Raw genomic sequence first — 20,403 nt, forward strand, 5'->3', positions numbered from 1 at the left:
CGGCCGGACGGCCTTCTGCCGAGCATATCGACCCCTTGACCGATTCCCGGTGTGCGTTAACCTTCCCGACTAGAACGTACTAGTTTTCGGGAGCACCGACATGGTCGTCGCCGACAATTCCCCCGGCCGCCTCCGGCCCGTCCCCCACACGCTGCGACTGGCCACGATCGGCGCGGGCCGCATCGGGTCGGACCACGCCGCGATCGTCGCCCGGCAGATCCCCGGCGTCACGCTGGCCGCGGTCAGCGACCCGGTCCCCGGTGCCGCCGAACGCCTCGCCACCGAACTGGGCGCACCGCTGGCCACCATCGCCCTCGAGGCGATCCGCAGCGTGGAGACCGACCGTCCCGTCACGATCGCCGAGGTGACCGCATGAGCCCGACCGCTTCGCCCTTCGTCCTGGCCGCGAGCGCCGAGATGCTCCACCGGGACCTGCCGTTCACCGAGCGCGTGACCCGGATCGCCGAGCGCGGCTTCCAGGTCGAGATCTGGGACTGGTCGGCCAAGGACCTCGACGCCCTGGCCACCACCGGTGCGACCTTCTCCTCCATGACCGGCTACCTCACCGGCAACCTCACCGACCCCGACGGCATCGACGCGCTGCTCTCCTCGGCCCGCACCTCCCTGGAGGCGGCGGCGAGGATCGACTGTCCGCGCCTGAACCTGCACGGCACCGGCCTCGACGACAAGGGCCTGCCCGCGCGTCCCGTCGAGGTCGTCACGCCCGACATGTGGCTCACGGCGGCCGACACCCTGCGGCGCGTCGCGGAACTGGGCGAGGCCGCGGGCCGGGTCTTCACCCTGGAGAACCTCAACCTGGCCGTCGACCACCCGGGCACGCCCTTCGCCCGCGCGGCCGACACCCTGGCCCTCGTCCGCGCCGTGGACAGCCCGTACCTGCGGATGAACCTGGACCTCTACCACGCGCAGATCGGCGAGGGGAATCTCGTCGAACTCTGCGGCCAGGCCCTGCCGTTCATCGGTGAGATCCAGGTCGCCGACGTCCCGGGGCGCTGCGAACCGGGCACCGGCGAGATCCACTACCCCGCCATCGCCCGTGCCCTGCACAGCCTCGGCTACACCGGCGTCATCGGTCTCGAAGGCTGGGCCCGCGACGACTCCGACGCGGCCCTGGACGCCTTCCGCGCCGCCTTCACCCTCGCCGTTCCGGTTCCGGCCGACGACGACACCGCGGCCGGATACACCGCTGCCGCTGCCGGTTCCTGACCAAGGACGGACGCTCCGGCCGTCCGGCTACCCCCACCGCACCTGCGGCGGAGCGCCGCACGACGGCTGCTCCTCGGTCCGGAACCCGCGAACGCGCCACCACACCCGCAACACCCTTGCCGGCGGCACCCGCCGCACCATTCGCCGGGCGGCAGAGCAGCCGCCCGGCGAAGTCATGCCTGCACCCCCACCAGAACAACGGCCGCAGCGGGTATTGACATGCGAATGTCCTGACATACTCTTGCCTGGAGTCGCCCACAGGGTGGCGCCGGAGCCAGTCTTCAACCACTCGCCCCGTCTCCGCGGTGAAGGGAAACCAGCCTGATGTCGTTCGATGTGCTGACCATGGGTCGTGTGGGAGTGGATGTGTATCCGCTCCAGACCGGGGTGGGGCTGGCGGACGTCACCTCGTTCGGCAAGTACCTGGGCGGCAGCCCGACGAACGTCGCGGTGGCGGCGGCGCGGTACGGCCGTTCGGCGGCGGTGATCACGAAGACGGGACGGGACCCGTTCGGGGACTTCGTCCGTCAGGCGCTGGACGGTTACGGCGTGGACTCGCGGTTCGTGGGGACGTCGGACATCGCGCCGACCCCGGTGACGTTCTGCGAGATCTTCCCGCCGGACGACTTCCCGCTCTACTTCTACCGCCTTCCCAAGGCCCCCGACCTGGACATCCAGCCGGACGAGCTGGACCTGGACGCGGTGCGTGAGGCCGCCGTGTTCTGGATGACCGGGACCGGGCTGAGCGAGGAGCCGAGCCGCGCTGCCACACTGGCCGCGCTGGAGCAGCGGGCGAAGTCCGGGGTGACGGTGTTCGACCTGGACTGGCGGCCGATGTTCTGGGCGGATCCCGCCGAGGCGCGTGCCTGCTACCGCGAGGCGCTGCGGCACACGACGGTCGCGGTCGGCAACATCGACGAGTGCGAGGTCGCCACCGGTGAGCGTGAGCCGTACGCGGCGGCGAAGGCGCTGCTGGCGGCGGGCGTCGAGCTGGCCGTGGTGAAGCAGGGCCCCAAGGGTGTCCTGGCCATGGACCAGGACGGGACGACCTCCGAGATCCCGCCCGTGCCCGTGGACGTCGTGAACGGCCTGGGCGCCGGGGACGCGTTCGGCGGCGCCCTGTGCCACGGGCTGCTCTCGGGCTGGGACACCCGGCGCACGGTGTCCTTCGCCAACGCGGCCGGCTCGATCGTGGCCGGCCGACTGGCCTGCTCCGACGCCATGCCGACGGAGACCGAAGTCAACGCCAAGCTGGACGAGGTGTCCCGTGCTGTCTGAGAAGCTGAGCCGGATCGTGGACGCCCGGGTCAACGACCCCGGTGCGATCGCGGCGGCCGCCGCCCGTCGGGTGAAGGCCACCTCGCTGCTGGGCGAGCACGGCAAGGCGATGATCATCGCCGCCGACCACCCGGCCCGCGGCGCCAACGGCGTCGGCGACGACCCCAACGCCATGGCCGACCGCTCCGAACTCCTGGACCGTATGTGCGTCGCGCTGGAGCGGCCGGGTGTCACGGGCGTGCTGGGAACGGCCGACATCCTTGAGGACCTGCTGCTGCTCGGCGTCCTGGACGGGAAGTCGGTCTTCGGCTCGATGAACCGGGCGGGGCTTGCGGGCTCGGTGTTCGAGATCGACGACCGCTTCACCGGCTACGACGCCGAGACCATCGCCGCGATGGGCTTCGACGGCGGCAAGATGCTCACCCGCATCGCTCTGGGCGACCCGGCGACCCCCTCCGCGCTGGTCGACACGGCCCGCGCGGTCAACGAACTCAACGACCGGCAGCTGATCGCGATGGTCGAGCCGTTCCTGTCCGAGTGGCAGGACGGAAAGATCCGCAACGACCTGTCCACGGACGCCGTGATCAAGTCGATCAGCATCGCGTCCGGGCTGGGCCGACGGACCGCCTACACCTGGCTGAAGCTGCCGGTCGTTCCCGGCATGGAGCGGGTGCTGGCCTCCTCGACACTGCCCGCGCTACTGCTGGGCGGCGAGGTCAAGGACGCCGAGGCGGCGTTCGAGTCCTGGGGCAAGGCACTGAAGCAGCCGACCGCGCAGGGCCTGGTCGTGGGCCGCTCTCTGCTCTACCCGGCGGGCGGCGACGTCGCCGGCGCGGTCGACAAGGCGGTGGGCCTGCTGTGAGCGGCAACAAGTACCACCTGCCGAAGGGGACTTCGGCGGACGGCCCCTACGACCTCCTGGTCACGCCCGAATCGGCGGGCTGGGGCTACTCCGGCCTCAGGATCCTCACCCTGGGCCCGGGACAGACGCACGCCCTGTCCACCGGGGACTCCGAGTTCCTGGTGCTGCCGCTGACGGGCTCGTGCACCGTCACCACGGACGGCAGCACCTTCGAACTCACCGGCCGGACGGGCGTGTTCAACTCGGCCACCGACTTCGCCTACCTCCCTCGCGAAGCCGAGGCCGTGATCAGCAGCGCCGACGGTGGACGGTTCGCGCTGCCCTCCGCCCGTACCGAGCGGGGCCGGTTCCCCGCCCGGTACGGGCGCCGCGAGGACGTCCCCGTCGAGCTGCGCGGCGCCGGGGCCTGCTCCCGGCAGGTCAACAACTACTGCTTGCCCGGCACCTTCGAGGCCGAGCAGCTGCTGGTGTGCGAGGTCCTCACCCCGGGTGGCAACTGGTCCTCCTACCCGCCGCACAAGCACGACGAGGCCCGCACCGACACCGACGGCAACCCGATCGAGTCGGAGCTGGAGGAGATCTACTACTTCGAGGTCTCCGGCGGCGAGAACGCCTTCGCCTACCAGCGCGTCTACGGCACCCCCGACCGCCCGATCGACGTGCTCGCCGAGGTCCGCTCCGGCGACACCGTGCTGATCCCGCACGGCTGGCACGGCCCGTCGATCGCCGCTCCGGGTTACGACCTCTATTACCTCAACGTCATGGCCGGTCCGGGACAGGACCGCGCCTGGCTGATCTGCGACGACCCGGCCCACGGCTGGGTCCGTGGCACCTGGGACTCCCAGGACGTGGACGACCGGCTGCCCTTCGGAGAGAACCGATGAACACCGTACGACTGACCACCGCCCAGGCCCTGGTCCGGTTCCTGGCCGCCCAGTACAGCGAGCGTGACGGCCAGGAGCAGCGCCTGATCCCGGGTGTGTGGGGCATCTTCGGCCACGGCAACGTGGCCGGCATCGGCCAGGCACTGCTGCAGGCCGCCACGACGGGTGAGGCGGACCTGCCCTACTACCTGGCCCGCAACGAGCAGGGCATGGTCCACGCGTCGGTGGCCTACGCCAAGATGCGCGATCGGCTGGCGACCTTCGCCTGTACGGCCTCGACCGGGCCCGGCTCGACGAACATGATCACGGGTGCGGCGCTGGCCACCACGAACCGGCTGCCGGTCCTGCTGCTGCCCTCTGACATGTTCGCGACCCGCGCCGCCGACCCGGTGCTGCAGCAGCTGGAGGACACCCGCGGCGGAGACGTCACCGTCAACGACGCCTTCCGCGCGGTGTCGAAGTACTTCGACCGCATCCAGCGCCCCGAGCAGCTGATCCCGGCCGCGCTCGCGGCGATGCGGGTGCTGACCGACCCGGTCGAGACCGGCGCCGTCACCCTCGCCCTCCCGCAGGACGTGCAGGCCGAGGCCTACGACTGGCCCGTCGACTTCTTCCGGCGCCGGGTCTGGCACGTGGGCCGCCCGGTGCCGGAGCCCGCCGCGATCGAACGGGCCGTGGCCCTGCTGAAGAACGCGAAGAAGCCGCTGATCGTCGCGGGCGGCGGTGCCGTGTACTCCGGTGCCGAGACCGCGCTGCGGGCGTTCGCCGAGGCCACCGGCATCCCGGTCGCGGACACCCATGCCGGCAAGGGCGCGGTGCCGTGGGACCACCCCTACGCCGTGGGCGGCATCGGCTCCACCGGCTCCTACGCGGCCGACGAACTGGCCCGCGAGGCCGATGTGGTGCTCGGTATCGGCACCCGCTACTCGGACTTCACCACCGCGAGCCACACGGTGTTCGGCAACCCGGACGTCACCTTCGTCAACCTCAACGTGGCCCGCCTGGACGCCGTCAAGCACTCCGCGGAGCCGCTGGTCGCCGACGCCCGCCTGGGGATCCAGGCCCTCGCCGGGGCCCTGGACGGCTGGGAGGTCTCCCCCGAGTACCGGCGCCGCACCCGTGAACTCATCGCCCGCACGCGGGAGATCGAGGAGGAGTGCTTCGCCCCGGACCGCAATACCGGTGACCTGCCCGCGCAGACGCAGATCCTCGGCGCCCTCAACGACGTCCTGGACGACCGCGCGGTGGTCATCAACGCGGCCGGCTCCATGCCCGGCGACCTGCAGCAACTGTGGCGGGCCCGCGACCCCAAGGCCTACCACGTCGAGTACGCCTACTCTTGCATGGGCTACGAGGTCGCCGCGGGTGTCGGAGCGAAGATGGCCGACCCGTCCCGCGAGGTCGTCGTACTCGTCGGTGACGGCTCCTACCTGATGATGGCGCAGGAGATCGTGACCATGGTCTCCGAGGGCCTGAAGGTCATCATCGTCCTGGTCCAGAACCACGGCTTCGCCTCCATCGGCGCCCTCTCCGAGTCCCTGGGCTCGCAGCGGTTCGGCACCAAGTACCGCTACCGCAACGGCGATTCGGGCCAGCTCGACGGCGAAGTCCTCCCCGTCGACCTCGCCGCCAACGCCGCCAGCCTGGGCGCGGACGTCCTGCACGCCACCAGCGTGGAGGAGTTCCGTTCCGCGATGGACAAGGCCAAGGCCGCCACCCGCACCACCGTCGTGCACGTCGAGACCGACCTCTACGGTCCCAACCCGCCCGGCCACGCATGGTGGGACGTCCCCGTCAGCGAGGTCTCCGCCCTGGACACCACCCGCGCGGCCCACGACACCTACGCCGCCCACAAGCAGACCCAGCGCCACTACCTGTAAGGACACCCCCGCTGTGAACACCATCCCGCACTGGATCAACGGCGCCGAGGTCACCTCCGAGACCACCGCCCCCGTCTTCAACCCCGCCACCGGAGCCGAGCAGGCCCAGGTCGTCCTCGGCGGCAGTACCGAGATCGACGCCGCCGTCCGGGCCGCCGCCGCCGCGTTCGAGACCTGGCAGGACTCCTCCCTCTCCCAGCGCGTCCAGGTCATGTTCAACTTCCGCCAGCTCCTCGTCGACCACGAGGAAGAACTCGGCCGGATCATCTCCGCCGAACACGGCAAGACCATCGACGACGCCCGTGGCGAGATCACCCGCGGCCGCGAGGTCGTCGAGTACGTCTGCGGCCTCGGCGATGTGCTGAAGGGCTCGTTCTCCGACCAGGTCTCCCGCGGCGTCGACGTCCACAACTTCCGCCAGCCCCTCGGCGTCGTCGCCGGCATCACGCCGTTCAACTTCCCCGCCATGGTGCCGCTGTGGATGCATCCGGTCGCCATCGCCACCGGCAACACGTTCATCCTCAAGCCGTCCGAGCGCGATCCCTCCGCCGCGAACTTCGTCGCCGAGCTCTACAAGAAGGCCGGTCTGCCGGACGGTGTCTTCAATGTCGTGCACGGTGGCAAGGACGCGGTCGACGCGATCCTCACCCACCCGGGCATCGAAGCCGTCTCCTTCGTCGGGTCCACGCCGATCGCGAAGTACGTCCACGAGCAGGCCACCGCCCACGGCAAGCGCGTCCAGGCCCTCGGCGGCGCCAAGAACCACGCCGTCGTCCTGCCCGACGCGGACCTGGAGTTCGCCGCCAACCACATCACCGCCGGCGCCTACGGCTCCGCCGGTGAGCGCTGCATGGCCGTCTCCGTCGCCGTCGCCGTCGGTGACGCCGCCGACTCCCTGGTCGAGATCCTCACCCGCAAGGCAGGCGAGGTGAAGGTCGGCCCCGGCGACGTCCCCGGCATCGAGATGGGACCCCTGGTCACCAAGGCCGCCCAGGAACGCGTCGAGAACGCCGTCACCACCGCCCATGCGCAGGGCGCCACCGTGGTCGTCGACGGGCGCGGACTGAAGATCGAGGGTCATGAGGACGGCTTCTTCACCGGCCCGTCCCTCCTCGACCACGTCACCACCGAGATGGACGCCTACAAGGAGGAGCTGTTCGGCCCGGTCCTCGCGATCGTGCGCGCCGACTCCCTCGACCAGGCCATCGAGCTGATCAACGCCAACCCCTACGGCAACGGCACCGCACTGTTCACCGGCTCCGGCGAGGCCGCCCGCCGCTTCCAGCGCCGCATCAAGGTCGGCATGATCGGCATCAACGTCCCCGTCCCCGTCCCGATGTCCTACTACTCCTTCGGTGGTTGGAAGGACTCCCTCATCGGCGACTCCCCGATCCACGGCCCCGAGGGTGTCCGTTTCTACACCCGGCCCAAGGTCGTCACCACCCGCTGGCCCGAGCCCAAGCAGCAGGTCACCGCCGGCTTCAACTTCCCCACCTCCAGCTGACCGGACTCCGGGGCATCCCCGATGCGACGGGCCGGGCAGCGCCATGCTGGCCGGCCCGTCGTGCATGCCGGGCCGCCTGTCACACCAGGCGCCTGATCTCTCCGCGCACTCGGTAGAAGCCGCCCGACGAGGAGTGCAGCGCGTCCACCACATAGCGCGCGCCGGGCTGGCGTATCGCACGCGGGAACTGGACGTTCCAACCCTGCTCGTAGCCGGCGGAGAGCACCCGCACGCGTACTCGGCCCCCTTGCTCGAAGCACTCCACGACGACACCGCTGCCCTCCGTGGGAACGGCGCTGACCGTGGCGACGGAGGCGGCGGTGGTCAGCGGCGCGTACGTCGGCAGGGCAGCCGCCAGCTTGATGTCCGCGGCGACCGGGACGGTGCCCGACTGAGCGGCGTTGATCGCGGCCTCGCTCGCGTCGATACAGGCGAGCGAGCCGTCGGTGGAGACGATGTAGAGGCGTTCGTCGTGGTACTGCATGGAGAGCGCCGAGCCACCGCCCGTGCCGAGCTTCCACAGCCGGGTGCCGTCGGCGGTGAAGCAGTAGACGGAGGAGGCCGAGTCTCCCGCGAAGACGTACCGGCCGCCGGGGGACGTGGCGCACGAGTAGACCGCCGCGTCGCACTGGTAGGACGCCTCGACGGACCCGGAGGACTTGGCGAGCCGCTGGACGACCCGCCGCCCCGTCCCTGCGTAGACCGCGTCCTCCTCCTGCCATCCGAAGAGCACGTTGCCGCTGGTCGCGGTGTGCCAGAGCTGCCTGGTGCCGTCGGCCGCGTAAGCCGTCACACCGCCACTGTGCCCGTGGTACACGGTGTCCTCGTCGGCACGCACCATCCACCCGTGCTCCCCCGACGAGTTGCGCGACCACTGGAGCTCGTCCTCATGGTCGATGACCGTCAGACCGCCGTTGCGATCGGAGACGTTCAGCACGCCCGCGTGGATGTCCAGCCAGAAGATGTCCACCTCGGCCGCGATCTCGTAGGCGGCGAACGGCACCTTCGCCGAGAGGTCGTACACCCGGCCGTCGTCACAGCCCGCGTAGATCCAGAAGTCGTCCGCCACCAGGCATTTCACACCGTCGGGCAGCGAGTAGTGGGCCAGCACCTCGCCGTCATGGCTCAAGTTGTAGACACTGCCCTGCTGGTTGCCGACCCAGCAGCGGTCCTCGTCCACATGGATGCCGAATGCCGAGGCGCCGGTGCGGAACCGCCACAGCACCGGGGCGGCGGCCCGCGCCGTGGAGGGGGCCGACGTCACCTGACGGCGGGTCACGGGCCGGGCCGCGCGCTGCCCCTGGACGGCGGGTGCGTACCCCTTCCGCACCTTCTCGGCTATCTTCTTCGCCGCCGCCGTCTGCGCCTTGTCGACCGTCGCGAAAGAGGAGACCTGGCGCTGCCCGTCCGCGCCGATCCGTCCGTACCGCACGGAGACGGTGGTCCCCTCGACGGTCACCTCGTAGAACTTGTGGGCACCGCCGCTTTCCTGGGACAGCTCCAGATACGTCGTGTTCCCCGACTGTCGTGCCTGCGCAGCGGACACCGCACACCCCTCCCCAAGGTCTGGCCGGCCGGTGCGGCCGATCTCCAGTGACGCCAAGCTAATGGTCACCACTGACATCGGGGCCGGATCGTGGTCAGCGTCGCCGCTGGTCGGCTCGGCATCGGCTGCATGGTCGACTCCTGCCGCTGGGGCGAGAACTGCCGGGCCGGGCAGGAGCAGTACTGCCTCAAGGGGCACACCCTGATCTTCGGCAGCCCCGACCCGGCCGATCCCGGCGAGTACGGGGCCGTGGACGCCGCCTACCGGAAGAAGTACGGCCGGTACACGAGCATCGTCGAGCACGTCCTGACCGACCGCGCCCGCGCATCCACCCTCCGCCTCGAACCGCATTGACCCTTGAGCCGGGCGTCGGCCGGCCTGTCGGCACCGCACGCGCGAACCTGCCGACGTGCCGGGGCAGTTGGGCGTGCGATCATCGAGTGACAACTCTGCGCGAGGGTTTGGCCAACGGCACAATCGCAGCACCTCTCCCCGCCTCGCCCTCGGCACGTGAAGCGACCCCGATGAGTCGGTCGGCGATCTAGTACACGCTGGAGTCATGCATGACGGCAGGCCCCTCCTCCGAAGGTCGTATCGACACGAGCAGGCCCCACCCTGCACGTGTCTACGACTGGCTGCTGGGCGGCAAGGACAACTACCCGGTCGATGAGGAGGTGGCCGCGAAGCTGCCACCGGAGGCACGCCTCAACGCCATGCGCAACCGGGCGTTCATGCACCGCGCGGCGGCCTGGCTGGCCGGCCACGGCATCGACCAGTTCCTCGACATCGGTACGGGCATCCCGACCCAGCCGAACCTGCATCAGATCGTGCAGGGCATAGTGCCGTCCGCACGGATCGCCTACGCCGACAACGACCCCATCGTGCTGCGGCACGCGGAGGCCCTGCTCGTCAGCAGTCCCGAGGGGGGCACCGACTACATCGAGGCCGACGTACGGGAGCCGGGAGCCATCCTCGACCACGCCCGTTCGTTCCTGGACTTCGACCGGCCCGTCGCGCTGTCGATGATCGCGCTGATGCACTTCATCACCGACGACGAGAACCCCTACGGCCTGACACGGACGCTGCTCGACGCGCTGCCCTCGGGCAGTTACCTCATGTTCTCCCACGGCACCGCCGATGAGCACCCGCACCTCGCCAAGGCGGTGACCACGACGTACCGCAAGGGCGAGATCCCCCTGCGCATGCGTACGCGGGCCGAGGTCGAGCCGTTCTTCGAGGGCCTGGAACTGGTGGCTCCGGGGCTGGTCACGGCGACCAGGTGGTACAAGGACTCACCGGCGCCCGCCCAGGAACCGAGCGGCTTCTACGTGGGCGTCGCCCGCGTACCGTAGGGATCCCCACGCGCCCGAGGGCAGCGGGCGGCCACGGGCGGACCGTCCGCCCGTGGCCGCCCGGCCCCGGAACGACCGGATACAGTGCGCGCGATGGCAGCCCGGTCAAGGAGGGGAAGCGTGACCGACACCAGCAACACCCGACCCGTCGACAGTGAGGCGCAGGGGGCACGACAGAGCCCACTGCAGCGCCTGATGCGCTTCATCCCTCTGATCGCCCCGGTCCTGCTGTGGGCCGTGCCCTGCTGGGTGCTGCTGTACGCCGGCCAGCACTGGCCGCTGCCCGTCACTCTGGCCGGCACCGCCCTGTTCGCCCTGGGCCTGGCCGGTATGCCGCTCGCGATGGTGCGCGGCCACGGCCGGCGCCAGCAGGACCGGGCGGCGATCGTCGGTGACACCCTGCTGGGCAGCAGCTGGGTGCTGTTCACCTGGTCCGCTCTGCTCGGTGTCCTGCTGCGGCTCGCTCTGACCGTGGCCGGCGTCGGCGAGAGCCAGGACCGGGCCCGCATCGTCACCTGGGCCGTCCTCGGCGTGGCCGCCGTACTCCTCGCCTGGGGGTACGCCGAGGCCCGCCGCGTGCCGCGCGTGCGCCGGCTCGATGTGCAACTCCCCCGACTGGGTGCCGCTTTGGACGGCACCCGCGTCGTCCTCATCACCGACACCCACTACGGCCCCCTCGACCGCGCCCGCTGGTCGGCACGGGTGTGCGAGACGGTGAACACCCTGGAGGCCGACCTGGTCTGCCACACCGGCGACATCGCGGACGGCACGGCCGAACGCCGCCGCGCCCAGGCCGCCCCGCTCGGCACCGTGCGGGCCACCCGGGCCCGTGTCTACGTCACCGGCAACCACGAGTACTACAGCGAGGCCCAGGGCTGGGTCGACCTGATGGACGAGCTGGGCTGGGAGCCGCTGCGCAACCGCCATCTGCTCCTCGAACGCGGAGGCGACACCCTCGTGGTCGCCGGTGTGGATGACGTCACCGCCGAGTCCTCCGGCCTGGCAGGCCACCGCGCCCATCTCGCCGGAGCCCTGAGCGGCGCCGACCCCGACCTGCCCGTCCTGCTCCTGGCACACCAGCCCAAGTTCGTCGACCGGGCGGCAGCGGACGGGGTCGACCTGCAGCTCTCCGGCCACACCCACGGCGGCCAGATCTGGCCCTTCCACTACCTGGTCCGCATCGACCAGCCCGTCGTGGCCGGCCTCAGCCGCCACGGCGCCCGCACCCTCCTCTACACCAGCCGCGGCACCGGCTTCTGGGGCCCGCCGTTCCGCGTCTTCGCCCCCAGCGAGATCACCCTGCTCGTGCTCCGTTCCCCGCAACGGCCCGCCTCGGCGTAGCCGGCGTCCGGGGCGGGTACCGGGTCGTGAGCGCCCGGGCGGGTACCGGGTCGGAGCGCCGGGCCGTCGCGTCAGATCACGGCGAGCCGGTCCACCAGCAGCTCCACCCTCGGCTCGGCGTACTCGGGCAGCAGGCGGCCCGCACGGGTCAGGGTCGCCAGGCCGTGCAGGGACGCCCAGAACACCTCGGTGAACAGCCCCGGGTCGACACCGTCCCCGGCGACCTCGCCGAGGCTCTCCAGAAGGGCGGCGAAGGCGTCCTTCAAGGGCTGCGGGGTGTCCTCCTGTGCGTAGGCCAGGCCGCCGTCGAGCTGGAACAACGCGTCGTAGACCGCCGGGTTGCGTGCGGCGAAGTCGAGGTAGGCGCGGGCCAGGGCGGCGACCCGGGCGCGCGGGCCGTCCGCGGCACGGGTCGCGGCCCGTAGCAACGCGGCCATTTCGGTGGCGCCCTCCAGGGCGACGGCGCCGATGATCTCCCGCTTGCCGCGGAAGTGGCTGTAGAGGACGGGCTGGCTGTACTCGATGCGCTCGGCGAGCCGGCGGGTGGTGACCGCGTCCCAGCCCTGCTGCTCGGCGAGTTCGCGGGCCGTCGCCACGATGAGGCGTTCGCGGGCCGCCCGTTCGCGTTCCTTGCGTTCCTGTACCGACATGATTCGATCCTAGCACTGCTAGACACCCGAGCGGCAGCAGTACTAGTGTTGCCTCATCCGCTAGCAGTGCTAGCTCAACGGAGGGATCGTCATGCTCAACGCACTCGAGGTCGTCACCACCGTCGTCGTCGGCCTGATGGTGGGGGTGGAGTTTTCCGTCGCCTTCATCATGAACCGGATCCTGGACGCACTTCCCGAGGACAGCGGCCAGCTCGGCCATGCCCACGGCGGCCGGATGCTCGGCGCCCTGATGCCGTTCTGGTACATCGGCTCGCTGGTCCTCAGCGCGATCTGGGCCATCGCCGGATGGCACCGTCACGGCGCCGGACTCGTCGTCACCGCCGCCGGACTGCTGATCGTCAGTGTGGTCATGTCGATACTGCTGCTCGTCCCGATCAACAACCGGAACAAGACCTGGACCCCCGAGAACCGGCCCGCCGACTGGAAGGAGCAGCTGGACCGTTGGGGCCGCTACCACTACGTCCGCGTCGCCGTCCTGATCGCCGCCTTCACCCTGCTCGCCGCCGCCCTCGTCTGAGCCATGCCCCGTTGACGGAGTGAGGAACTTCAACGACCCCCGGGGGGAGTTGGGCGGATTTCACCTGCCGCATTTCGGCCAAGTCCCCCAACTCCCCATAGCTACAAGGAGTTAAAAAACGAAGCAAAGTTTTCCCGGGAGGCATACATAACATCAAGGTAAGTTCATCTGACAAAGATTTCGTAGGCTTAGGATCAGACCAACGGGGGCCGCCAACTCCACTTGTTGAACCGATCAACACCTGTCGAAACACCTCGCGTTGCCCGGGGATCGACGGGCATGCACGCGCTAGAGAGGTCACATATTGAGCACCGTGGTGGCCAAGCGATCCTCGCGCGCGGAGGGTCCGCAGTTGCCCGAGGGTCAGGTCGAACTGGCCGAGCCACCTGTTCTGGGGGAGCCGGCCAGCGCCGACTTCGGGTCGGCGCTGATGTACCTGCCGATGGGACTGGGCACCGGTGCCATGGTCCTGATGTTCTCCATGCGCAGTGCCGGGCCGACGACGTACTTGATGTCCGGAATGATGGGCGTCGCCATGATCAGCATGACGCTGACCCAGATCGGCCGGTCCAGTTCCGAGCGCCGCCGCAGGATGCGCGCGGAACGCCGTGACTATCTGCGTTATCTGGCGCAGAAGCGTCGTCAGGCCCGTCAGGCCGCCGCCCAGCAGCGGTCCGCCCTGCTGTGGGACAACCCCGATCCGGGACAGCTGTGGGCACTGGCGATGGGCGCCCGGTTGTGGGAACGCCGCCCCGCTCATGGGGACTTCGCCCGTGTCCGTATCGGACAGGGCATCCGGCGGGCGGCGTTGGAGTTCCTGCCCCCGCAGACCAAACCGGTGGAGGATCTGGAGCCGCTGACGGCCATCTCGCTGCGGCGGTTCACCAAGGCGCATCAGACGGTGCCGCGGCTGCCGATCCCGGTCGCACTGCGCCGCTTCACCAGCGTGGAGCTCGCGGGCGAACCGGAGCCCGCGCTCGCCCTGCTACGCGCGATGATCGGTCAGCTCGCGGTGTTCCACTCCCCCGACGAGTTGCGGATCGCCGTACTGGGTGGTGAGTCGGCGCGGGACGAGTGGGACTGGCTCAAGTGGCTGCCGCACAACGCCCATCCGAGCGAAGCCGACGACGCGGGTCCGGTCCGGCTGGCGGCCGAGGACCACGACACGCTGCTGGAGCTGCTGGGCACGGACGTCCGCGACCGTCCCGACCACGACCCGGACGCCTCCCCCAGCGTGGCCGAGCCGTTCGTGGTGATCGTGGCGCAGGGGATACGGCTGCCGGAGACCTCACGGCTGCTGCACGGCGGGCTGCGCAACGTCGTTCTGCTGGACGCGACCGGCGCGATGACCGGTGGCCCGAAGGTGCTGCGGCTCACGGCACACGGCACGAGTGTCGCCTTCCCCTCCGGTGACGACACGGTCACCGCCGAGGCCGACGCGCTCAGCCGCACCCAGGCCGACACCCTGGCCCGCACCCTGGCGCCGATGCGCACCAGCGGCAGCGTCGACCTGACGGACCAGGCGCTGGACTCGGACTTCGACCTGACCGCCCTGCTGGGCATCCGCGACCCGCGCACCTTCGACGTGGCCGCCAAGTGGCGCCCGCGGCAGGCCCAGTCGGCCCGCCTGCTGGTGCCGCTGGGTGTCACGGAGGACGGCGAGGTCGTCGAGCTGGACATCAAGGAGTCGGCGCAGGGGGGCATGGGCCCGCACGGCCTGCTCATCGGTGCGACCGGTTCCGGCAAGAGCGAACTGCTGCGCACGCTGGTGCTGGGTCTGGTCGCCACCCACTCCTCCGAGGTCCTCAACCTGGTGCTGGTCGACTTCAAGGGCGGCGCGACGTTCCTGGGGATGGACCGGCTGCCGCACACCTCGGCGGTCATCACCAACCTCGCCGACGAGATCCATCTCGTGGACCGGATGCGCGACTCCATCAACGGCGAGATGATCCGCCGTCAGGAGCTGCTGCGCGACTCCGGGTACTCCTCGCTGTTCGACTACGAGAAGGCGCGGGGCGCCGGGGTGAACCTCACCCCGCTGCCGTCGCTGCTGATCATCGTCGACGAGTTCTCCGAACTGCTCGCCAGCAAGCCGGAGTTCGTGGACCTCTTCGTCTCCATCGGCCGCCTCGGACGCAGCCTCGGTGTGCATCTGCTCCTCGCCTCCCAGCGCCTGGACGAAAGCCGCATCCACAAGGTGGAGGGCCATCTGTCCTACCGGATCGCCCTGCGCACGTTCTCCTCGATGGAATCGCGCAGCGTCATCGGTGTCTCCAGCGCCTATGAACTGCCGTCGGCACCGGGCAACGGCTATCTGAAGGTGGACACGACCAACCTGGTGCGTTTCAAGGCCGCGTACGTGTCCGGCCCCGCGCCGGAGCCGGTGAGCGAGGCGGAGCAGAGCGCCGAACAGGCCAGGGCCGCCCAGGAGATCACCGTGTTCGGTCTGGCGCAGCAGGGCACGCTGCTGTCGGAACGCACCGAGGAACACCCCGCCGAGCTCCGGCCGCTGCGGTCCGCCGAGCGCGAGGAGCCCGCCGGGCCGGCCGCGGGCGCCGAGCAGAGCGAGGAGAGTCTGCTGGAGGTGCTGATCGGCCGGCTGGAGGAGAGCGGCCCGCCGGCCCGCCAGGTGTGGCTGCCTCCGCTGACCGAGTCCCCGAGCCTCGACCAGCTGCTGCCCGGTATCGTCCCCGACCCGGTGCGCGGTATGAGCGCTGCGGACTATCCGGCGCTGGGCTCGCTGCGGGTGCCGCTGGCCATCGTCGACCGGCCCTTCGAGCAGTTGCGTGAGCTGCTGGTCGCCGACCTGTCCGGCGCCGACGGTCACATCGGTCTTGTCGGCGCCCCGCAGACCGGCAAGTCGACCATGCTGCGCACGCTGATGATGTCCCTCGCGCTGACCCACACCCCGGAGGAAGTGCAGTTCTACTGCCTCGACTTCGGCGGCGGCGGCCTGGTCTCCACGGCCGGTCTGCCCCATGTCGGCTCGGTCGCCACCCGTCTGGAGCGCGACCGCGTCCTGCGTACGGTGGCGGAGCTGACGCAGTTGCTGGAGAAGCGCGAGGAGGAGTTCACCTCACGCGGCCTGGAGTCGATGACGGCCTACCGCGCGCTCAGGGCCACGGGCGAGATCGACGATCCCTACGGTGACGTGTTCCTGGTGGTCGACGGCTGGGGCACCCTGCGCCAGGACTACGAGGACCTGGAGCCGCGTGTCATCGACATGGCCGCGCGCGGACTGTCGTTCGGTCTGCATGTGATCGGCTCCGCCGTGCGCTGGTCGGAGATCCGTCCTCGCCTGCGGGACCTGCTGGGCACCAAGTTCGAACTGCGCCTCGGTGACTCCATGGAGTCCGAGGTCGGTTCCCGCACCGCCGCGACCGTCCCGCACCAGCCGGGCCGCGGTCTGACCGCGGGCGGTCACCACTTCCTGTCCGCCCTGCCCCGGCTGGACAGCTCCGGCGAGACCGCCGACCTCACGGCCGCCACCAAGGCGGCAGTGGCGGAGATCGACACCTTCTGGACCGGCCGTTCCGCCCCCGGCGTGCGCCTGCTGCCGACCCGCCTTCCGGTGAGCCAGCTTCCGGAGGCGGAGGGCGATCTGCGGGTCTGCCTGGGCTGGGACGAACAGCGGCTGGAGCCGGTCTGGCACGACTTCTCGGCCACCCCGCATCTGATGGTGTTCGGCGACGGGGAGACCGGCAAGACCAACGCGCTGCGTCTGATGATCCGTTCCATCACCTCCCGCTACACCCCCGACCAGGCCCGCATCATGGTCGCGGACCCCGGCCGGGGACTGCTCACCTCGGTGCCCGAGGAGTACCGGGTCGGTTACGTCGTCGACGGCGACGCCCTCGCCCAACTCGCCACCAGCGCCTCGGTCTCGGTCGGCAAGCGGGTGCCGGGGCCGGACATCAGCCCCGAGCAGCTGGCCCGCCGCGACTGGTGGGAGGGGCCACGGCTGTTCGTCCTCCTCGACGACTACGACCTCTTCTCCGGCACCCCGGGCGCGCCCTCGCCCATGGCACCGTTGGTGCCCCTGCTCGCACAGGGCCTCCACATTGGCATGCACCTGGTGGTCGCGCGCAGCACCTCCGGCGCCGTCCGCGCCATGATGGACCCGGTGCTGCGCCGGCTGTGGGAACTGGGCAACCCCGCGCTGCTGTTCTCGTATCCCAAGGAGGAGGGCAAGTTCCTCGGCGAGGCCAAGCCGCGCACCCTCCCCTCGGGCCGGGCCCAGCTCGTCACCCGCCGGTCGGTCAAGCTCGTACAGACCGGACTGGTGACCCCGTGACCCGACACCCGGAACCGCGCCGGTCCCCGGCCGCCCCACACGGCCTCTCGCCGCTTCCGCCCGCCCCCCACCACCGCACCACAGGAGCAGCACGATGACCTCACCGCATGCGGTCACCGCACCGGCCTCGGAGGTCTGCCGGGTGACGGTGGTGGGTCCCACCGGCCGGTCCGACCTGGCGATCCCGCTCACCACACCGGTCTCCGCGCTGCTGCCGGTGCTGGTGCGCCACGTCACCGAGGACACCGCCGACCGGGGTACGCCCTGGGTGCTGCAACGGCTCGGCGAGGAGCCTCTCGACGCCGACGGCACCCCGGCCACGCTGGCCCTGCGCCACGGCGACGTCCTCCATCTGCGGCCCGCCGAGGAGCCGTTGCCCGCGCTGCACTTCGACGACGTCGCCGACGGTGTGGCGCAGGCCGTGGACGCGCTGCCGGGCCGCTGGCGCCCGGAGCTGACCCGGGGGCTCGCGCTGGCCATGGCGGTGCTGGCCCTGCCCGCGCTGGCCGCCGCCCTGCTGGGGCTGGGCCCGGGGGTGCCGACCGCGGCCGGCGCCGGGGTGATCGCCGTACTGCTGGCCGCCGGCTGCGTGGTCGCCGCCCGGCTCGGCGCCGACCGGGGCACCGTGCTGGTGGCCGGCCTCGGCTCGCTGGCGTTCGGCGCACTCGCCGGACTGGCGGTCCGTCAGGGCCCGCACGGTGGCTACGCACCGGGGATGCCGGGGGTGCTGGCCGCGGCGGCCTGTGTGGTGGTGCTCTCCGTCAGTCTGCTGGCGCTGCGTCCGCTGCCGCTGGTGGTCCCCGGCACCGTACTGCTGACCGCGCTCGCCGCCGCCGTGGGCATCGGGCTGATGCGGGCGGCCGGCTGGCACGGCGCCCAGGCGGTGTCCGTGGTGGCGGTCGCGATGTTCGTACTGGGCCACTTCGGGCCCCGGCTGACCCTGCGCATGGCCCGGCTGCGCGTCCCCCGACTGCCGCACAACGCAGAGGAGTTGCAGGAGGACATCGACCCGGAGCCACAGGAGCGGGTGGAGAGCCGGGTCAAGCTGGCCAGCGCCTACCTCGACACCCTCAGCCTGTCCTCCGCGCTGGTCTACGCCGGAGCCTTCTGGTACATGACACGTGGCACCGGCTGGATCGGCTGGCTGCTGCCGCTGGTGTTCGCCGGTGCGGTGCTGCTGCGGTCGCGCGGCCTGAACCGGACCGCGCAGCGGGTGCCGATGGTGGTGGCCGGAGCGATCGGACTGATCACGGTGCTGCTGACCCGGTTCGCCCTGGCGGGTACCGGAGCCCGGGTGGCCGTGGTGGCCGTGCTGCTCGCGGCGGTCGCCGCCCTGCTGACGGCGGCCTGGCGGCTGCCGCGCGGACGGCTGCTCCCGGTGTGGGGCCACAGCGGCGACCTGCTGGAGACGATCACCGCCATCGCGTTGCTGCCGCTGCTGCTCCAAGCCCTGCACGCGTACTCCTACTTCCGCTCGCTGGCGAGCTGAGGGGGCCGGAGCGTGCAGACACGACGCGATCACATGCAGGCGTACCAGTTCGCCATGGGCCGCCTCGCCACCGCCCTCGTCAGCGGCGACCCCGGCCGCGGCGACAGCCCCACCAAACGTGCCGCGCTCGGCACCTTCTTCGGCGCCGGCATCGTGGTGCTGCTGTGCGCGGGATTCCTCGTCTACGGGAAGCTGTCGCCGGTGACCACTCAGGCGTGGCGGGAGCCGGGCTCCATCATCGTGGAGAAGGAGACCGGAAACCGCTACCTCTACCTGGACGGACAGCTGCGCCCGGTACGCAACTACGCGTCCGCCCTGCTGCTGACCGGCCACGGCACCGTACGCACCGTGCAGGCCAAGGCGCTGGCCGACGTGGCGCACGGCGCCCCGGTCGGGATCAGCGGCGCCCCCGACTCCCTGCCCACCCCGGCGGCCCTGCTGCCGTCGACCTGGACCGACTGCCTGCGGCCGGATCTGCCGTCCGGCCGGGTCGTCGACTTCGCGCCGGGCGACCGGGCCGCCGCCTTCCCCGCCGCCCGTCAGCTGCTGCTGAAGGCGCCGGACGGCAAGCGGTACCTGCTGTGGCGGGGCACCAAGTACCCGGTGCCGTCGGACGCCACGCTCATCGCGCTCGGACTCGACGGCGACCGGTCCATCGCCGCGCCCGCCGCCTGGCTGGCGGCCGTGCCGACCGGGGCCGTCCTCGCCCCGGCGAAGCTCGACGGGGCCGGCAAGGCCGGCGGGCAGGTCGCCGGGCAGCCGGCCGCCGTGGGCCAGTTGTTCACCACGTCCGCGGCGGGCGCCAAGCGCTCGTACGTGATGACGGCCGACGGCGTGGCCCCGGTGAGCGCCACGGAGGCCGCGCTGCTCGCGGCGCAGCACGGCGCGCCCGCACCGCGTGAGGTGTCGGCGACCGACATCGCAGCCGCCCATGTCTCCGCCGACCAGTCCCTCACCGACGCTCTGCCGGACGTCCTCAACGCCCCGGCCGCCGACACCTCCGCGCAGGCGGTGTGCCTGCGCGAGACCGCCCAGGGCACCCGGCTGAAGGCCACCGTGGCGGTCGAGGGCGGTGCCGCGGCGACCGGCAGCCGGCAGGTGCTGGTCCCGCCGTCGCACGGGGTGTACGCGGTCGACCAGCAGCAGGTTGCGGCACGGGCGACGCATCCGCTGACCTACCTCGTCACCGACCGGGGCATCGCCTATCCGCTGGGCGACTCCGCCGCCGCGCAGGACCTCGGCATCGGCGGCGCCAGTGCGGTGCCCCTGCCGGAGACCCTGCTGGCCGTGCTGCCGCGCGGGCCGGAGCTGGGCCGCACGGTGGCGGCGCTGACCGTGAACGCGGCGGCACAGGACGGAAGTTCGGCGGACTCGCCGTCGTCCACGAGCGGTCTCGGCGGGGCGCAGGGAACGTCGACGCAGGGAACGTCGGCGAAGGGATCGTCGGCGAAGGGATCGTCGGCGAAGGGCGTCGCACCCGCTGCGGGCTCCGCTCCTGTTCCCTCGGTGAGCACGGACCCGTCACCCACCGGCCACTCGGCGCGGGTGGGGTGAGCGG

General features: G+C 71.2%; 16 protein-coding genes. 14 read left to right on the plus strand and 2 right to left on the minus strand.

The genetic code is table 11. The features are described 5' to 3' along the window. Positions 1-100 precede the first annotated feature (100 nt). The 7 genes from EDD90_RS14485 to EDD90_RS14515 all read left to right on the plus strand — a co-directional run bounded on the left by EDD90_RS14485 (position 101) and on the right by EDD90_RS14515 (position 7,635). A complete protein-coding gene (locus EDD90_RS14485; RefSeq protein ID WP_185149088.1) occupies positions 101-376 on the plus strand; it encodes a Gfo/Idh/MocA family oxidoreductase in 276 nt (91 codons plus the stop codon). After that, the gene (locus EDD90_RS14490) at positions 373-1,227 is read left to right on the plus strand and encodes a TIM barrel protein (RefSeq protein ID WP_123973417.1); all 855 of its coding nucleotides are present in this window, start codon (positions 373-375) and stop codon (positions 1,225-1,227) included. The genes EDD90_RS14485 and EDD90_RS14490 overlap by 4 nt, the downstream gene beginning before the upstream one ends. 324 nt (positions 1,228-1,551) lie before the next feature. Next, the gene (iolC, locus tag EDD90_RS14495) at positions 1,552-2,505 is read left to right on the plus strand and encodes a 5-dehydro-2-deoxygluconokinase (protein WP_123973418.1); all 954 of its coding nucleotides are present in this window, start codon (positions 1,552-1,554) and stop codon (positions 2,503-2,505) included. Next, positions 2,495-3,367, plus strand: coding sequence for an aldolase (locus tag EDD90_RS14500; protein ID WP_123973419.1), 873 nt, complete (start codon positions 2,495-2,497; stop codon positions 3,365-3,367). The genes iolC and EDD90_RS14500 overlap by 11 nt, the downstream gene beginning before the upstream one ends. Next, positions 3,364-4,251, plus strand: coding sequence for a 5-deoxy-glucuronate isomerase (iolB, locus tag EDD90_RS14505; protein WP_123973420.1), 888 nt, complete (start codon positions 3,364-3,366; stop codon positions 4,249-4,251). Before EDD90_RS14500 ends, iolB begins: the two co-directional genes overlap by 4 nt. After that, the gene (gene iolD, locus EDD90_RS14510) at positions 4,248-6,131 is read left to right on the plus strand and encodes a 3D-(3,5/4)-trihydroxycyclohexane-1,2-dione acylhydrolase (decyclizing) (RefSeq protein ID WP_123973421.1); all 1,884 of its coding nucleotides are present in this window, start codon (positions 4,248-4,250) and stop codon (positions 6,129-6,131) included. The genes iolB and iolD overlap by 4 nt, the downstream gene beginning before the upstream one ends. A gap of 13 nt (positions 6,132-6,144) precedes the next feature. Further along, positions 6,145-7,635 (plus strand): CoA-acylating methylmalonate-semialdehyde dehydrogenase, encoded by a 1,491-nt coding sequence (locus tag EDD90_RS14515; RefSeq protein WP_123973422.1) that lies wholly within the window; start codon positions 6,145-6,147, stop codon positions 7,633-7,635. 79 nt (positions 7,636-7,714) lie between these two features. Here EDD90_RS14515 and EDD90_RS14520 read toward each other — a convergent pair whose 3' ends face one another. Continuing rightward, positions 7,715-9,181, minus strand: a complete 1,467-nt coding sequence (locus EDD90_RS14520; protein WP_123973423.1) for a WGR domain-containing protein — start codon at positions 9,179-9,181, stop codon at positions 7,715-7,717. Positions 9,182-9,271: 90 nt separating this feature from the next. On the opposite strand from EDD90_RS14520, the gene EDD90_RS57280 reads away from it, so the two are divergent. The 3 genes from EDD90_RS57280 (at position 9,272) to EDD90_RS14535 (ending at position 11,874) form a co-directional block, all read left to right on the plus strand. After that, positions 9,272-9,535 (plus strand): DUF2255 family protein, encoded by a 264-nt coding sequence (locus tag EDD90_RS57280; RefSeq protein ID WP_260328828.1) that lies wholly within the window; start codon positions 9,272-9,274, stop codon positions 9,533-9,535. A 209-nt stretch (positions 9,536-9,744) separates the two neighbouring features. Beyond that, positions 9,745-10,533 (plus strand): SAM-dependent methyltransferase, encoded by a 789-nt coding sequence (locus EDD90_RS14530; RefSeq protein ID WP_123973424.1) that lies wholly within the window; start codon positions 9,745-9,747, stop codon positions 10,531-10,533. A gap of 120 nt (positions 10,534-10,653) precedes the next feature. Beyond that, positions 10,654-11,874 (plus strand): metallophosphoesterase, encoded by a 1,221-nt coding sequence (locus EDD90_RS14535; RefSeq protein WP_123973425.1) that lies wholly within the window; start codon positions 10,654-10,656, stop codon positions 11,872-11,874. Positions 11,875-11,945: 71 nt separating this feature from the next. Here the strand turns inward: EDD90_RS14535 and EDD90_RS14540 are convergent, their stop codons facing one another. Continuing rightward, positions 11,946-12,524 (minus strand): TetR/AcrR family transcriptional regulator, encoded by a 579-nt coding sequence (locus EDD90_RS14540; protein WP_123973426.1) that lies wholly within the window; start codon positions 12,522-12,524, stop codon positions 11,946-11,948. A 91-nt stretch (positions 12,525-12,615) separates the two neighbouring features. On the opposite strand from EDD90_RS14540, the gene EDD90_RS14545 reads away from it, so the two are divergent. From EDD90_RS14545 to eccB, 4 genes are all read left to right on the plus strand, one after another. Then, positions 12,616-13,062: a DUF1772 domain-containing protein gene (locus tag EDD90_RS14545; protein ID WP_123973427.1), complete on the plus strand. Its 447-nt coding sequence runs from the start codon at positions 12,616-12,618 to the stop codon at positions 13,060-13,062. Positions 13,063-13,366: 304 nt separating this feature from the next. Beyond that, positions 13,367-17,356 (plus strand): type VII secretion protein EccCa, encoded by a 3,990-nt coding sequence (gene eccCa / locus EDD90_RS14550; protein ID WP_123973428.1) that lies wholly within the window; start codon positions 13,367-13,369, stop codon positions 17,354-17,356. Positions 17,357-17,450: 94 nt separating this feature from the next. Then, positions 17,451-18,845: a type VII secretion integral membrane protein EccD gene (eccD, locus tag EDD90_RS14555; RefSeq protein WP_123973429.1), complete on the plus strand. Its 1,395-nt coding sequence runs from the start codon at positions 17,451-17,453 to the stop codon at positions 18,843-18,845. Positions 18,846-18,857: 12 nt separating this feature from the next. Then, positions 18,858-20,399, plus strand: coding sequence for a type VII secretion protein EccB (gene eccB, locus EDD90_RS14560; protein ID WP_123973430.1), 1,542 nt, complete (start codon positions 18,858-18,860; stop codon positions 20,397-20,399). Positions 20,400-20,403: the final 4 nt, after the last annotated feature.

It is taken from the genome of Streptomyces sp. Ag109_O5-1 (assembly GCF_003814875.1).
GTDB lineage: Bacteria > Actinomycetota > Actinomycetes > Streptomycetales > Streptomycetaceae > Streptomyces > Streptomyces sasae.

Coding starts and splice junctions, on each gene's coding strand:
- EDD90_RS14540 (WP_123973426.1), bottom strand. CDS start 12,524: ATGTCGGTACAGGAACGCAAGGAACGCGAACGGGCGGCCCGCGAACGC.
- EDD90_RS14485 (WP_185149088.1), top strand. CDS start 101: ATGGTCGTCGCCGACAATTCCCCCGGCCGCCTCCGGCCCGTCCCCCAC.
- eccD (WP_123973429.1), top strand. CDS start 17,451: ATGACCTCACCGCATGCGGTCACCGCACCGGCCTCGGAGGTCTGCCGG.
- EDD90_RS14530 (WP_123973424.1), top strand. CDS start 9,745: ATGACGGCAGGCCCCTCCTCCGAAGGTCGTATCGACACGAGCAGGCCC.
- EDD90_RS14545 (WP_123973427.1), top strand. CDS start 12,616: ATGCTCAACGCACTCGAGGTCGTCACCACCGTCGTCGTCGGCCTGATG.
- iolD (WP_123973421.1), top strand. CDS start 4,248: ATGAACACCGTACGACTGACCACCGCCCAGGCCCTGGTCCGGTTCCTG.
- EDD90_RS14490 (WP_123973417.1), top strand. CDS start 373: ATGAGCCCGACCGCTTCGCCCTTCGTCCTGGCCGCGAGCGCCGAGATG.
- iolC (WP_123973418.1), top strand. CDS start 1,552: ATGTCGTTCGATGTGCTGACCATGGGTCGTGTGGGAGTGGATGTGTAT.